Origin of the sequence: Methylosinus sp. PW1 (assembly GCF_000745215.1) — a bacterium.
GTDB lineage: Bacteria > Pseudomonadota > Alphaproteobacteria > Rhizobiales > Beijerinckiaceae > Methylosinus.
In genome coordinates this window covers 24,398-38,617 of sequence record NZ_JQNK01000008.1, presented here as the reverse complement: position 1 = coordinate 38,617, position 14,220 = coordinate 24,398, and the positions used below count along the sequence as shown (strand labels likewise).

11 protein-coding genes are annotated in these 14,220 nt (G+C 66.7%); 7 read left to right on the top strand and 4 right to left on the bottom strand.

Going from position 1 to position 14,220, the window contains the following annotated elements:
* The first annotated feature begins 65 nt into the window (after nt 1-65).
* Together K369_RS05615 and serA are read left to right on the top strand one after the other, a co-directional pair.
* A complete protein-coding gene (locus K369_RS05615; protein ID WP_036289017.1) occupies nt 66-1,238 on the top strand; it encodes a phosphoserine transaminase in 1,173 nt (390 codons plus the stop codon).
* A gap of 102 nt (nt 1,239-1,340) precedes the next feature.
* Entirely contained in the window at nt 1,341-2,927 is a 1,587-nt protein-coding gene (gene serA / locus K369_RS05610; protein WP_036289014.1) for a phosphoglycerate dehydrogenase, read from the top strand.
* Nucleotides 2,928-3,154: 227 nt separating this feature from the next.
* On the opposite strand, the gene K369_RS05605 is transcribed toward serA, so the two are convergent.
* Both K369_RS05605 and K369_RS05600 read right to left on the bottom strand, forming a co-directional pair.
* On the bottom strand, nt 3,155-3,337 hold the full coding sequence (locus K369_RS05605) for a hypothetical protein (protein ID WP_018264348.1): 183 nt from the start codon (nt 3,335-3,337) through the stop codon (nt 3,155-3,157).
* 235 nt (nt 3,338-3,572) lie between these two features.
* Nucleotides 3,573-4,454, bottom strand: a complete 882-nt coding sequence (locus K369_RS05600) for a tetratricopeptide repeat protein (RefSeq protein WP_036289013.1) — start codon at nt 4,452-4,454, stop codon at nt 3,573-3,575.
* A gap of 475 nt (nt 4,455-4,929) precedes the next feature.
* On the opposite strand from K369_RS05600, the gene K369_RS05595 reads away from it, so the two are divergent.
* The 3 genes from K369_RS05595 to K369_RS05585 all read left to right on the top strand — a co-directional run bounded on the left by K369_RS05595 (nt 4,930) and on the right by K369_RS05585 (nt 8,182).
* A complete protein-coding gene (locus tag K369_RS05595; RefSeq protein WP_036289011.1) occupies nt 4,930-6,255 on the top strand; it encodes an Nramp family divalent metal transporter in 1,326 nt (441 codons plus the stop codon).
* Between the two features lie 127 nt (nt 6,256-6,382).
* The gene (locus K369_RS05590; RefSeq protein ID WP_084570524.1) at nt 6,383-6,601 is read left to right on the top strand and encodes a hypothetical protein; all 219 of its coding nucleotides are present in this window, start codon (nt 6,383-6,385) and stop codon (nt 6,599-6,601) included.
* 162 nt (nt 6,602-6,763) lie between these two features.
* Nucleotides 6,764-8,182, top strand: a complete 1,419-nt coding sequence (locus K369_RS05585; protein WP_036289003.1) for a DHA2 family efflux MFS transporter permease subunit — start codon at nt 6,764-6,766, stop codon at nt 8,180-8,182.
* Here the strand turns inward: K369_RS05585 and K369_RS05580 are convergent.
* Complete coding sequence (locus tag K369_RS05580) at nt 8,179-8,889, bottom strand: RlmE family RNA methyltransferase (RefSeq protein WP_036288995.1); 711 nt, start codon at nt 8,887-8,889, stop codon at nt 8,179-8,181. The genes K369_RS05585 and K369_RS05580 overlap by 4 nt on opposite strands.
* Complete coding sequence (locus K369_RS05575) at nt 8,886-10,985, bottom strand: ABC transporter ATP-binding protein/permease (RefSeq protein ID WP_084570523.1); 2,100 nt, start codon at nt 10,983-10,985, stop codon at nt 8,886-8,888. The genes K369_RS05580 and K369_RS05575 overlap by 4 nt, the downstream gene beginning before the upstream one ends.
* Before the next feature lie 398 nt (nt 10,986-11,383).
* Between K369_RS05575 and K369_RS05565 the strand changes: the two genes are divergently transcribed.
* Both K369_RS05565 and K369_RS05560 read left to right on the top strand, forming a co-directional pair.
* Nucleotides 11,384-12,334, top strand: coding sequence for an acetyl-CoA carboxylase carboxyltransferase subunit alpha (locus K369_RS05565; protein ID WP_036288984.1), 951 nt, complete (start codon nt 11,384-11,386; stop codon nt 12,332-12,334).
* Between the two features lie 250 nt (nt 12,335-12,584).
* Nucleotides 12,585-14,132 (top strand): murein L,D-transpeptidase family protein, encoded by a 1,548-nt coding sequence (locus tag K369_RS05560; RefSeq protein WP_036288978.1) that lies wholly within the window; start codon nt 12,585-12,587, stop codon nt 14,130-14,132.
* Nucleotides 14,133-14,220 lie beyond the last annotated feature (88 nt).

The window sequence follows — 14,220 nt, the reverse complement described above, 5'->3', positions numbered from 1 at the left end:
ACGCGAAGACGTGTTGCGCGTAGCGCAGGCTCCGAAAATCCATGCCCCGGGGAGGCAGCACAAAAATGCCCATCCAAAAGCCCGGCGTGAAGCCGGCCGATCCGCGTTTCTCTTCAGGTCCTTGCTCCAAGCGTCCCGGCTGGACGCTGGACGCGCTCGCGGGCGCGGCGCTCGGCCGCTCGCATCGTTCCCCGGCCGGCAAGGCGAAGCTGAAAGAGGCCATCGATCTGACGCGCGAGGTTCTGCGCGTGCCGGCGAGCCATCGCATCGCCATCGTCCCCGCCTCGGACACCGGCGCCGTCGAAATGGCGCTGTGGTCGATGATCGGCGCGCGCGGCGTCGATGTCGCCGCCTGGGAGAGCTTCAGCGCAGATTGGGTCACCGACATCATCGAGCAGCTGAAGCCGGGCGCCGCCCGCAGCTTCGTCGCCCCCTTCGGCGAATTGCCCGATCTGTCGAAGATAAACTTCGACAATGATTTCGTCTTCGCCTGGAACGGCACCACCGCCGGCGTGCGCGTGCTGAACGCCGATTTCATCCCCGCCGACCGCAAGGGGCTGACGATCTGCGACGCCACCTCGGCCGCCTTCGCGCAGCCGCTCGAATTCGACAAGCTCGATGTCGTCACCTACTCCTGGCAGAAGGTGATGGGCGGCGAGGCGGCGCATGGCATGCTCATCCTCTCGCCGCGCGCCGTGGAGCGGCTCGAGAGCTACACGCCCGCCTGGCCGCTGCCGAAGATTTTCCGCCTCACCAAGAACGGCAAGCTCGTGGAGAGCATTTTCGAGGGCGACACGATCAACACGCCCTCCATGCTCTGCGTCGAGGATTATCTCGATACGCTGAAATGGGCCAAATCGATCGGCGGGCTCGACGCGCTGTTCGCGCGGGCGAACGCCAACGCCAAAGTGGTGCATGACTGGGTCGAGAAGACGCCCTGGTTCACCCATCTCGCCCAGGATCCGGCGACGCGCTCCAACACCGGCGTCTGCCTCGTCTTCGCCGATCCCGCCATCGCCGCCCTGCCGCGCGCCGAGCAATCGGCGCTCGCCGCGCGTATCGTCGGCCTCGTCGAGAAAGAAGGCGCGGGCTTCGACTTCGGCGCTTATCGCGACGCCCCGCCCGGCCTGCGCATCTGGTGCGGAGCCACGGTGGAGGCCACCGACGTCGCGGCGCTCACGCAATGGATCGACTGGGCCTATGCAGAGGCGGTAGCGCAAACGGCCAAAGCGGCTTGAGACGACGGCCGCTCGTCACGATCTAGGGAAAGGGACGGCCGCCGCGCCAGCGCGGCGCCGAAGGGGGGCGAAATCTCGGGCTCGGCCCGAGGGAGGCCCTTCATGCCCAAACGCGTGCTCGTCTCCGACGCGCTCTCGCCCGCAGCGCTCGATCTGTTCCGCTCCCGCGAGATAGAGGCGGATTATCGGCCGGAACTCGGCAAGGAGCCGAGCGCGCTCGCCGCCGCCATCGGCGCCTATGACGGCCTCGCCATTCGCTCGACCACGCAAGTCGACAAGGCGCTGCTCGCGCGGGCCGAGCGGCTGAAGGTCGTCGGCCGCGCCGGCGTCGGCGTGGACAATGTCGATGTGGCCGCGGCGACGGCGCGCGGCGTGATCGTGATGAACACGCCCTTCGGCAATTCCATCACCACCGCCGAGCATACGATGGCGCTGATGCTGGCGCTGGCGCGTCAGATTCCCGCCGCCGACGCCTCCACCCGCGCCGGAAAATGGGAGAAGAGCAAGTTCATGGGCGTCGAGCTCGCCGGCAAGACGCTCGGCGTCATCGGTTGCGGCAATGTCGGCGCAAATGTCGCGATACGCGCGCTCGGCTTTTCCATGCGCGTCATCGCCTATGATCCCTTCCTCACCGAGGAGCGCGCCAAAAGGCTCGGCGTCGAGCCGGTCGATCTCGAGCAGCTGCTGGCGCGCGCCGATTTCATCACGCTGCACACGCCGCTCACCGCCAAGACGCGCGATCTGCTGAACGCGCAATCTTTGAAGAAAACCAAGCGCGGCGTGCGCATCGTCAATTGCGCGCGTGGCGGGCTCGTCGACGAGGCGGCGCTGGTCGCGGCGCTGGACGAGGGCCATGTCGCCGGCGCAGCGCTCGATGTGTTCGAGACCGAGCCGGCGCGCGAAAATCCGCTGTTCTCGTGTCCCAATGTCGTCTGCACGCCGCATCTCGGCGCCTCGACCGTAGAGGCGCAGGAGAAGGTCGCCGTGCAGATCGCCGAGCAAATGTCGGATTTTTTGACGCGTGGCGCGATCGTCAATGCGGTCAACTTTCCGTCGATCGGCGCCGAGGAGGCGCCGCGGCTCGCGCCTTTCGTCGATCTTTCCGAAAGGCTCGGCTCCTTCCTCGGTCAGGCGACCGAGTCGCCGATCGAGCGCATCTCCGTCGCCTATGAGGGCGCGGCGGCGCAGCGCAATATCGCGGCGATGACGGCGGCCGCGGTCGCCGGCGTGCTGCGGCCGGCGCTGGCCGAGATCAATCTCGTCTCGGCGCTCGCCATCGCCAAGGAGCGCGCGATCACGATCGACGAGGCGACGCGCACCGGCGAAGGCGATTATGATTCGCTGATCGCTATATCGGTGAAGACGCGCGACGGAGAGAGGACGCTCTCCGGCTCGCTGTTCCACGACGGACGGCCGCGAATCGTCGCCGCCGACGGCGTGCGCGTCGAATCGGAATTCTCCGAGCGGATGATCTTCGTCTCCAACGCCGACAGGCCCGGCTTCATCGGACGCTTCGCCGGCCTGCTCGGCGCCGCCGGCGTGAACATAGCCACTTGCGCGCTGGGGCGCGATCGGCCGGGCGGCCGCGCCGTGGCCATTGTCGCGATCGATGAGCCGGCGCCGCGCGAGACGATAGGCGAAATCGCAGCGCTTCCCGGCGTGCGCTTCGCGGCCACGCTCCAATTTTGAGCTGCGCTTCAAGGGGGGCGGCGAGGCCGCAGGCGGCGTGCTCGCGAGTCGGGAAGGTCTCCTCCCCGGCGCCTCCTCGTCCCCCTCACTCCGCCCCTTTGTCGCGACAAGGGGGCGGAGGAGGCGGATCGAGTGGCGACTTTTAACAGTCGGCGATCAACGCCATGCCGTGGGCTCCGCGAAAAGGGTCGGCGAAGCCGCAGACGAAAGGCGAAGGATCGTCGTGATTACTGAATCATCTTCACGGTGCGGCCGACGCCCGGGTCGCTGCCGTTGCCCGTGCCGTTGGTGCCGGCGGGGGAAATCCAGTCCGGGACCTTCGTCAGCGCGATGATGACGAAAGCGACAATTCCGACCAGCCACAGGACGGTCTTGCCGATCTCAGCGCTGCTGTGTCCGATTGTTGACATGTGACGATCCTCCGAATGTTGGTGCTTTATTTTGTTTTTTTGCACTTGATGCGCGGCAAAGCGTCGCATCGGCGTCAGCCTACACCAACTCTTTTCGAGACACAATGCGGCATGTGCGCGCGCGACAAAATTAGTCAGGCTGGGGGGAAAGGAAGCGAGAGCGCGACGCAAAAAGGCGACCCCGGGGCCTGACGGCTCCGGGATCGCCTCGCTGTTCTCGGCTCGAGAAAGGGGCTTAGTCCCGGCGCGTCAGATAATATTCGAGCATGGCCACGGCGGACTTGCGGTCCGACTCGCTCGCCCGCGCCAGCGCGCGGGAATGCAGCTCGACGATCCATTGATCGGTCGGCCGATCGCCGGCCGCCTCGCGCGCCAGCGTGAGATACATGAGCCCGCGGGCGCGCTGCGGGGGACCGCCGGCCTCGCCATTGAACATCAGATGGCCGAGCAGCGCCTGCGACGGCGCATGGCCCTTGCGCGCGGCGAGATCGAGCCAATTGGCCGCCTGACGGGCGTCCTTGGAGACGCCATTGCCGTCGAGATACATGCGCGCGAGATTATATTGAGCGTCGGCGTTGCCGAAATAGGTCGCGGCGTAGCGGAAGAGATCGAAAGCGCGGCCGGCGTCCGGCATGATCTTCGCGGCGGCGATCCCCTCGAGATAATAGACGCCGACGGCCACGAAGGCGCCGGCCGCCATCAGCCGCTCGCGCGGGCTCGGCTCGTCGTCGGCGAAATGCTCGACCAGCTTGGCGAAATAGGAATAGGCCTTGGCGTCGTCGCGGGCGACGCCGTCGCCATCGGCATACATGCGGCCGAGCTTCCATTGCGCCAGCGACTCGCCGCCGTCGGCGGCGTAGCGCAGAGCCTCGACCGATTTTTTGGTGTTGCCGGCGTGATAGCTCTCGAGCCCGGCGGCGAGAGCGGCGCGCGGGTCCTTGAACATGGTCAACGGCTGGGTGGCGGCGGCGAGGGAGCGCGGCTCCGACGCGTCGAAGGCGGCGGCGCGGCCTGCCGCGAGGGAGCCGACCGTCGCGCAGCCGAGCGCTAGAAGCAGCGTCCCACGACGCCCGCGCGGCCCCACCGTCGACGCAATCGCCTGGAGAAACACGATCATCGAGGATCTGACTTTCGCAACGCCGCGGGCGTCTCGACAACGCCGCGCACCAACACCGCCATCGTCACCGCCGAAATCGACGACAGGCTTTGAGAACGTAAAGAGCCTTCTCCCGCGACGAGCCGGCGCGGAAGGCGTCTCCCTTGTCCTCGATGACCTTGTGACGAGCCGAGATTAGCGCAGCGTTTATGGCTGAAAAGGGGCATGTGGCTCTTTGCCCGGCTCGCAGAAAACTATCTCGGCGACTGTTGCAACAAGGTCACAAATTTTAGCGTTTCGCCGCAGGCTCGGCGCCGGCTCGACGCATCCGGCTACGCACTGCGACATAGAATCGACCCGGTCCGTCGCATCGCCCGCAGCCCGCAGCGGGGGCGAGCGTGAAAAGCCGACCTCTAGCCGGCTGGCGCATGCGGCGGGAGGGGCCTATATCGTCCCGAGTGGCTCGCCTTCGGGCGGGCGCAGCAGAGGTCGCCTCATGCACGCCGTCTCGCCCGAAATTTCCGCTACGCTCGGCGCGACGCGCGGCGACATGCGCGGCTCTGTGCGCGTGCCGCGCGAGACCGCCGGCTTTCGTCGCCTCTTCATCTTTCTGGGGCCGGGCTATCTCGTCGCCACCGGCTATATGGACCCCGGCAATTGGGCGACCGCCCTCGCCGGCGGCTCCAAATTCGGCACGGCGCTGCTCTTCGTCGCCGTTCTGTCCAGCCTCATGGCCATCGTGCTGCAATCGCTGACGGCGCGGCTCGGCCTCGCCACCGGCCTCGATCTCGCCAGCGCCTGCCGTCGCCAATTTCCGCGCTCCGCCTCTGTGGGGCTCTGGCTCTTGGCCGAGGCCGGAATATTGGCGACCGATCTCGCCGAGGTCATCGGCACGGCGATCGGCCTGCAATTGCTGTTCGGCCTGCCGCTCGCCTTCGGCGTCGTCGTCACTCTGCTCGACACTTTCCTCGTGCTCGCCTTCGAGCGCCTCGGCTTCCGCAAGATCGAGCTCTTCGTCGTCGCCATGCTCGGAATCATCGCGCTGGCCTTCGGCGGTCAGCTGCTGCTGGCGCGGCCCGATCTCCACGAGGTCGCCGCCGGCCTCGTCCCCAGCCGCGCGCTGATCGAAAATCCCGAGATGCTCTATATCGGCCTCGGCATTCTCGGCGCGACGGTGATGCCGCATAATCTCTTCCTGCACTCTTATATCGTGCAGACGCGTGACGTCGGCGCCAGCTCGGCCGAGCGGCGAGAGGCGATCGACTTCGCCATTTTCGACAGCTCGCTGGCGCTGCTCTTCGCGCTCGTCATCAACGGCTCGATTCTCGTGCTGGCGGCCGCTGTCTTCCACGCCTCCGGCCATACGGAGGTCGCCGAGCTCGGCCAGGCCTACACGCTGATCGCCCCGCTGCTCGGCGCGCCGATCGCCGCCAAGCTCTTCGCCATCGCCCTCATCGCCTGCGGGCTCAACTCCACCGTCACGGCGACGCTGGCCGGGCAGATCGTGATGGAAGGCTTCGTCGAGCTGCGCATGAAGCCCGCGCTTCGCCGTCTGGTGACGCGGCTCATCGCCATCGTCCCGGCCGTCGGCGTGACGCTGATCTCGGGCGAGGAGGCTGCCGGCCGGCTGCTGGTGCTGAGCCAGGTGGTGCTGAGCTTCACTCTGCCCTTCGCCGTCGTGCCGCTCGTCTGGTTCACCGCCTCGCGCCGGCTGATGGGTGAGCTCGCAGCGCCGCGCCGCGCCACAATCGTCGCCGCCGTCATCGCCGTGGCCATCATCGCGCTCAACGGCAAGCTGATCTTCGACGCGATCGCCGGCTGATTTTTACCGCCCCTTCACCATGCCGGGCCTCGCCCCGACCGCAGCCGGAACGATCCTGTCTCGGGCGACATTCCTCCCCGGCCGAGGCGGCGCTGGGGGCCGCCTCGCCAGAAGGGAAGAGAACGGCATGTTTCGACCTATGGTTTATGCGGCGGCCCTCATCGGCGCGCTGATGCTGCCCGGCGTGGCCTCCGCCCGCGGCCACCATCGGCATCATCACCACCATCACCATCACCACTGGCGCCATCATCACCACCATCATTGGCGCCATCATCATCATTGGCGCTGGGGCCTCGAGCAGAGCTGGCGCACGGCCGGCTGGACCGCTCCCCAGCAGACGATCTGACGCGGAGCGCCCCGTCGCCTGAGCCACGCCTCGGGCGACGGGGCGAGCGCCGTCGAGGCCGGCCATTGGCCGGGCCATTGGCGGCGCTTCGAGAATAGGCGCATAAGGAGGGCTCCCGCCGCGGCCGCGCCGCGCCGATCCGCTCGAAAGACAAGGGGTCCGTTGCCTTCCTTCGCCGCCACGCCGCTCATCATCGCGACCGCGCTGTTCATGGAGAATCTCGACGGAACCGTGCTGGCGACCGCCCTACCCGCAATGGCCGCCGATCTGCGCGAGGACCCCATCGCTCTGAAGCTCGCGCTCACCTCCTATCTTCTCTCGCTCGCGGTCTTCATTCCGCTCTCCGGCTGGGTCGCCGATCGCTTTGGCGCGCGGCGGGTGTTTCGCGCGGCGATCCTCGTCTTCACGCTCGGCTCCATTCTCTGCGGCTTCTCCGCCTCGCTCGCCGGCGTGGTGGCGGCGCGCGTGGTCCAGGGGCTCGGCGGGGCCATGATGGTTCCGGTCGGACGGCTGGTGCTGCTGCGCGTCGCGCCGCGTCACGATCTGGTGCGCGCGCTCGCCTATCTCACCATTCCGGCGCTGATCGGCCCGGTGGTGGGGCCTCCGCTCGGCGGCTTCATCGCCACTTATTTCCATTGGCGCTATATTTTCTGGATCAATGTGCCGATCGGCCTGCTCGGCGTCGCGCTCGTCACGCGATACATTCCCGATCTGCGCGAGGAGAGCGTTCCGCCACTCGACATTCGCGGCTTTCTGCTCTCGGGTTTCGGCCTGTCGAGCCTCGTCTTCGGCCTCGGCGCGCTCGGCCAGCGCATCGTTCCGGCGCCGGCCGCGGCGGGGCTGGTCGCAGCGGGAGCGATCGCGCTCCTCCTCTATGTGCGCCATGCGCGGCGGGCGCCGCATCCGATCATCGATCTCGACCTTCTGTGCGTGCCGACCTTCCGCGCCTCCATCATCGGAGGCTTTCTGTTTCGCACGGGCCTCGGCGCCTCGCCATTCCTGCTGCCGCTGATGTTGCAGACCGGCTTCGGCCTCACGGCGTTTCAATCGGGCTCGCTGACCTTCATCGCCGCCATCGGCGCCATGGCGATGAAGACGACGGCGCAGCCCATTCTGAGCCGCTTCGGCTTCCGCCGCGTGCTCGTCGTCAATGCGCTGATCTCGGCGGGCTTCTTCTGCTTCAACGCGCTGTTCTCGCCGGAAACGCCGCATTGGATCATCATGAGCCTGCTGCTCGTCGGCGGCTTCTTCCGCTCGCTGCAATTCACGGCGCTGAACGCGATCGGCTATGCCGATATAGAGCCTCAGGCGATGAGCCGGGCAACGAGCTTCGCTTCCGCCGGGCAGCAATTGGCCCTGTCGGCCGGCGTCTCGCTCGCCGCCGCGACGCTCGAGACGGCGAGCGCGCTGCATGGCGGCGGCGCGCTGCGGCTCACGGATTTCGACGCCGCTTTTCTCGCGGTGACGGCGGTCTCGGCCTCCTCCGTCCTCATTTTCCGCAGGCTCGCGCCCACGGCGGGAGAGGGGCTGACCGGCAAGAAATCGATCGAGCAGCCGATCGAGGCCGACGGATCGGCCTAGAAGCGCTCCTGTCGGCCGCCGCGAAATCCGGTGGCGAGAACATAGAGCTCGGCGGAATCGGCGCGGCTCGCCGCCGGCTTCACATGGCGCACTTGCGCGAAATCGCGCTTCAGCGCCGCGAGCAATTGATGCTCCGTGCCGCCCTGCAGCACTTTGGCGACGAAAAAGCCGCCCGGCGCCAGCACATCGCGAGCGAAATCCGCCGCCAGCTCGGCGAGCGCGACGATCTTCAAATGATCGGTCTGCTTATGGCCGGTGGCGTTGGCGGCCATGTCCGACATGACGCCATCGGCGCCGCCGCCGAGCATGGCCTTGATCCGCTCCGGCGCAGTCTCCTCATTGAAGTCCATCACGGTGAACTCGACGCCGGCGATGGGCTCCATGTCGAGAAGATCGATGCCGACGACCTTGCCTTTGCCCTCGGCCGACTTCACCCGCGTCGCGGCGATCTGCGACCAGCCGCCCGGCGCGGCGCCGAGATCGACGATGCGCTTGCCGGGCGCGAAGAGCTTGTAGCGCTCGTCCATCTCCAGCAGCTTATAGGCGGCGCGCGAGCGATAGCCGTCGCGCTTGGCCTGCGCCACATAGGGATCGTTGAGCTGGCGCTCGAGCCAGAGCGTCGAGGACAGCGAGCGCTTTCTCGCCGTCTTCACGCGCTCCTTCAGCGAGCGGCCGCCTTCGCGCCCCCCTGCGCCCGATTTCGTCATGCGAGCACCGCTTCGCGCGGCGCGAAGGTTCCGTCCGCCTCCTGCTCCATCGCGATATGGCGCTGATGGAAGGCGAGCAGGCTCGAGCGATGGCCGATGGAGATAATCGTCGTATTGGGCAGGCGCTCGCGCAGCATGGCGTAGATCTCGCCCTCGAGCTTCTCGTCGAGCGCAGAGGTCGCCTCGTCGAGGAAGAGCCAGTCGGGCTCGGCGAGCAGCGCCCTGGCGACGGCGACGCGCTGCTGCTCACCGCCGGAGAGGCGCTGCGACCAGGCGTCCTCCTCGTCCAGCCGATGCACGAACGGCCCGAGCCGCGCGGCGTCGAGCGCTTCCTCGATCGCGCGGCGAGAGAAGGCGTCGGGCGCGCTCGGATAGGCGATGGCCGCGGCCAGCGTGCCGATCGGGATATAGGGCTTTTGCGGCAGCAGCAGCACATTGGCGTCGTCCGGCGTGCGCACGCGGCCCTCGCCATAGGGCCAAATGCCGGCGATGGCGCGGAACAGAGTCGATTTTCCCGATCCAGAGGGACCCGTCAGCAGCGTCGATTCGGCCGGGTGGAACACGAGATCGCGCGCCTCGACGATGCGCCGCCCGTCGGGAAGCGACAGAGCGAGATCATGAACGGCGATCTCCGGCGAAGCGCCGCGCTCGAACTTCGGCGCCGCGGCGCTCAATGTCGCCGCGCGCTCGATCGCCTCGTCGAAAGAGGAGAGGCGGTCCAGCACCGCTTTGAAATTGGCGAGCGAGGTGTAGTAGTTGACGAAGAAGGTCAGCGCGTCCTGCACCTTGTCGAAGGCGCCCGACGTCTGCGTCATCACGCCGAGATTGATCTTGCCGGCAAAATAGAAGGGCGCGGTGAGCAGATAGGGTATGATCGGCGACAATTGCCCATAGGTCGCCGTGAAGCTGATCATTTTCTTGCGCGTCGTGACGATGCGCAGATAGTTGACGATGATCGCCGTGAAGCGGCTCACCAGCGAAGAGCGCTCGGCCTTCTCGCCGGAGAGCAGCGCGACCTGCTCGCTATATTCGCGCAAACGCGCCAGCGAGAAGCGGAAATCCGCCTCGCGATGCTGGCGCTCGAAATACAAGCCCGACAGAGTGCGGCCGAGAAGATGCGTCACCACCGTGCCGACCGCCGCATAGAGCAGCGCCACCCAGAACAAAAAGCCCGGAATGAAAATATCGGTGCCCGGAAAGGCGTAATTGCCGGAGAGGCCCCAAAGGACGATGGAGAAGGAGACGAGCGAGCTCAACGTCTGGATCAGCAGGATCGAATAGGAATAGATCCCGTAGCCGTCGGTGCCGCCATCGATGAAGCGATTCACGTCCTCGGCGATGCGCTGGTCGGGATTGTCGGTCTGGCTGCCGGCGAGCGCCATTCGATAATGCGTGTGATCGCCGAGCCAGCGGGAGACGTAATGCTCGGTGAGCCAGCGCCGCCAGCGAATGATCATCAACGATTGCACGACGAATTCGATCACGGCGCTGATGATGTAGGTGAAGGCCCAAGGCGTGAAGACATAGAGCAGCAGGCGCCAGAAGGCGTCGGCGTTCTTCTCCTGGATCGCGTTGAAGAAATCGCGATTGAAAAAGGACAGGCGCACATTGACGCCGACCTGCGCCTGATTGATGAGCACGAGCAGCACGATCATCGTGACGGCGATGCTGCGCTCCCGCGCGCCGAATCGAAAGAGCCCGAATATGTTCGCCTCGCCGCGGTCGCTGCTGTCGAAATAGAGATCGGCGATGCGCGTCATCTCGCGCACGACAGGAACATGCGAGACCGCGAAGACGATGATCGAGAAGACGGCGACGGTGAGCGACAAGCTCTCGGACAGAGCGTAATCGGCGAGCGCCGCGGGCCACAGGCCCTCGGCCTCCAGCAGGCGCGCGAGGCCGAAGACGATCGTCTCCACCGAGAAGATTGAGACGAATATCTTCAGAAAGCTCGAGATGGCGCCGCTGCGCCAGGTGGTGAAGGCGCAGAGCCCGGCGGCGGCGGCGAAGAGGAAGAGATTGGCGTCGCCTAGGTGAACGCCCGCTGCGAGCGTTAGCGCCGCGAAGACGGCGACGGCCGCTCCGAGTCTCTGCATGTCCTGTCCTCTCGTTGGTCGCGCCGCATTCGCGCGTCGCGTCGCTTTCGGGCGCAGTAATCTCGAGATTGCGCCAATGGCGTGGCGCAGAGCGCGGCGCGCCGCTTTCGCCCTGCGATAGCGCGCTTTCGGCCGAAAGGGCAAATCGTCGCGCCGCGCCGCGCGCCTGCGCCGCGAAAGGATTTTGCTCGAGCTGCGCCGGCGCGAGGCGGCGACCGCCGCTCTCCCTCCCCGGCGGAGAAGATATCGCCGGCTTTCGGGCGGCGAGGAAAAAATTCGGCGTTTTCGCCTCCGGCGGGCAAGGATAAGGGGCGCGTTCTTGACTTCCCGCGCCGTTACGGCCAGTTTCCGCGCCGCTTCGCTAGGCTTTCCAGCCGCAATCCCGTGTCGTTCGCCTCATGCGCTCCTATCTCGACTTCGAAAAGCCCGTCGCCGAATTGGAGACCAAGGTGGAAGAGCTGCGCGCGCTGTCCAAAGGCGACGGCGTGTCGATCGCCGACGAGCTCGCCAAGCTGGAGGCCAAGGCGCACAAGGCGCTGGCCGATCTCTACGCCAGCCTCACGCCGACGCAGAAAATCCAGGTCGCGCGCCATGCGCAGCGCCCGCATTTCTCCGATTATGTGCGGCTTTTGTTCAGCGAGTTCACCCCGCTGGCCGGCGACCGCCTGTTCGGCGAGGACTCCGCCATCGTCGGCGGCTTCGCCCGTTTTCGCGGCGAGCCGGTCTGCCTCATCGGCCAGGAGAAGGGCTCCGACACGGAGAGCCGGCTCGAGCACAATTTCGGCATGGCGCGGCCGGAAGGCTATCGCAAGGCGGCCCGGCTCATGGAGCTGGCCGACCGATTCGGCCTGCCGGTCATCTCGCTGGTGGACACTTTCGGCGCTTTTCCGGGCATAGACGCCGAGCAGCGCGGACAGGCGGAGGCGATCGCCCGCTCCATCGACGTGTCGCTGTCGCTGGGCGTGCCCAATGTCGCCGTGGTGGTGGGGGAAGGCGGCTCCGGCGGCGCCATCGCCATCGCCAGCTGCAACAAGGTGCTGATGCTGGAGCATTCCGTCTATACGGTCGCCTCGCCGGAGGCTTCCGCCTCCATTCTGTGGCGCGACTCCTCCAAGGCGCAGGACGCCGCCACCAGCATGAAGATCACCGCTCAAGACCTGCTGAAGTTCGGCATTATCGACGTCATCGTCGCCGAGCCGCCGGGCGGCGCCCATCGCGATCCCGAGACGGCCGTCGCCGCCGTGGGCGAAGGCATAGACGATGCGCTGGCCGGCCTCGCCAATCTCTCCCGCGCGCAAATCGTCGAGGCCCGCGCCGAGCGCTTTCTCTCGGTCGGCCGCAAGGTCTGAGCAGACGAGAATCGGGAGCGTCCAGCATTCGCCGGGCTCGATACCCTGACCCGCTCTGGTCTCCCGGCGTCAACCAATCGTTAACCTCACAGACGATCGCCGCGCTCTTGCCGGCGGCGACAGCCACGCTCTGGCCTTATTCTTCGTCTTGCGTTAGAAGGACGTTGGTAATTCGACGTCTATTGTCATGGTAGGGTCTCCGAGGCGTGATTCGCGCCTTTGGGCGCGGACCTCGAGAAGCGGGGCGAGAATGAATCTCTTCCGGAACGTCGGGCGGCGGCTCGCCCCCTGGGGCCTCGTCGGGGCGTCGCTCGCGCTCTCCGCCTGCAATGATCTCGGCTCCGGCTCGCAGCGTGCGCTGTCGCCCATCCCGCCCGAGACCTTGGCGCTGATGGAGCAGGCCGGCGTCACCAAGGAATCGCCGACGCTCATCCGCTCCTATAAGAAAGAGGCCGAGTTCCAAATCTGGAAGCAGCGGCCCGACGGGCGCTACGCCTATCTCAAGACCTTCCCCATGTGCCGGTGGTCCGGCCAGCTCGGGCCGAAGGTTCGCGAGGGCGACCGGCAGGCGCCGGAGGGGTTCTATTCCATCACCCCCGGGCAGATGAATCCGAACTCCGCCTATTATCTCTCCTTCAACGTCGGCTATCCCAACGCCTATGACCGCGCCTATGGCCATAGCGGCGGCTCCATCATGGTCCATGGCGCCTGCTCCTCGGCCGGCTGCTTCTCCATGACCGATCGGCAGATCGCCGAGATCTATGCGATCCTGCGCACCTCCTTCAACAATGGCCAGCGCTCGATCCAGATGCAGTCCTATCCGTTCAAGATGACGGCGGAGAATCTGGCCAAGCACAGGCTCGATCCCAATATCGGCTTTTGGAAGCAGCTGAAGGAAGGCTCCGACCATTTCGAGGTCGCCGGCAAGGAGCCTAGCGTCGGCGTCTGCAATCGGCGCTATGTCTTCGACGCGACCTCGGCCAATGGCCAGCCGCTCGACGCCGGCGCCGCCTGCCCTCCGCTGCGCCGCAATGCGGAGATAGAGGCGCAGGTCGCGCAGAAAACCGCTGCGGACGACGCCAAAGTGGCCGAACTGGCGGCGGCTGGCGTCAGGCCGGTGCGCGTCGTCTATCAGGACGGCGGCCAGCACCCCGATTTCTACGCCCGCGTCGCCGAGGTGAGCCGGCCGGAGGCGCTGGTCGCGCCGCCGATCGAGATCGCCCTCGACGAGAAGATCGGCGGCGGCAAGTCGCGTTCTCCCGTGCTGGCCATGAGCGCGACGAGGCTCCCCGCCAAGGCCAAGAAAGAGACCGAGATCAAGGTGGCGGCCGCGGCCGCCGAGCAGGCCACTGTGGCGAAGGTCGTGGAAGCCGCCGCTCCGGCCGAGCCGGTCAGGCTCGGCGGACTCGCCGGAGCGACGGACTCGATCGGCGGATTGCTCGGCTTCCGCAAGGAGCCGGCCCAGAGCGAGCCCGCCGTCGCCAAAGCCGAGCCAGCCAAATCGGAGCCCGCGAAGATCGAAGGCGCCAAGGCCGGCGAGAGCGCCAAGAACGAAAAGTCGGAGGCCGCCAAATCCGCGGCCAAGCCGGCGACCGCCAAGGCTGCAGCGCCCAAGCCTGTCGCGACCAAGACCGCGGCAGGCCAGGCCGCCGCCTCGCAGGCCCCCGCGTCAGCGCCGTCGCATCGCGCCGATCCGGCCAAAAAGCCGCAAGCCTCGCTCGGGGCCGAGCGCCACGCCAAGGTCGCTGCGGCCACTGGCGGCGTGCCGGCGCTGCCGCCGGTTACCGCTCGCCCCTGATTTACGAGCAACTCACAATTTTTTTGCTCAAACGATCCACCCAAGGGCGGATCGTCGCAATTTTGCCTGCATTGGTCGGAAAAAGGCG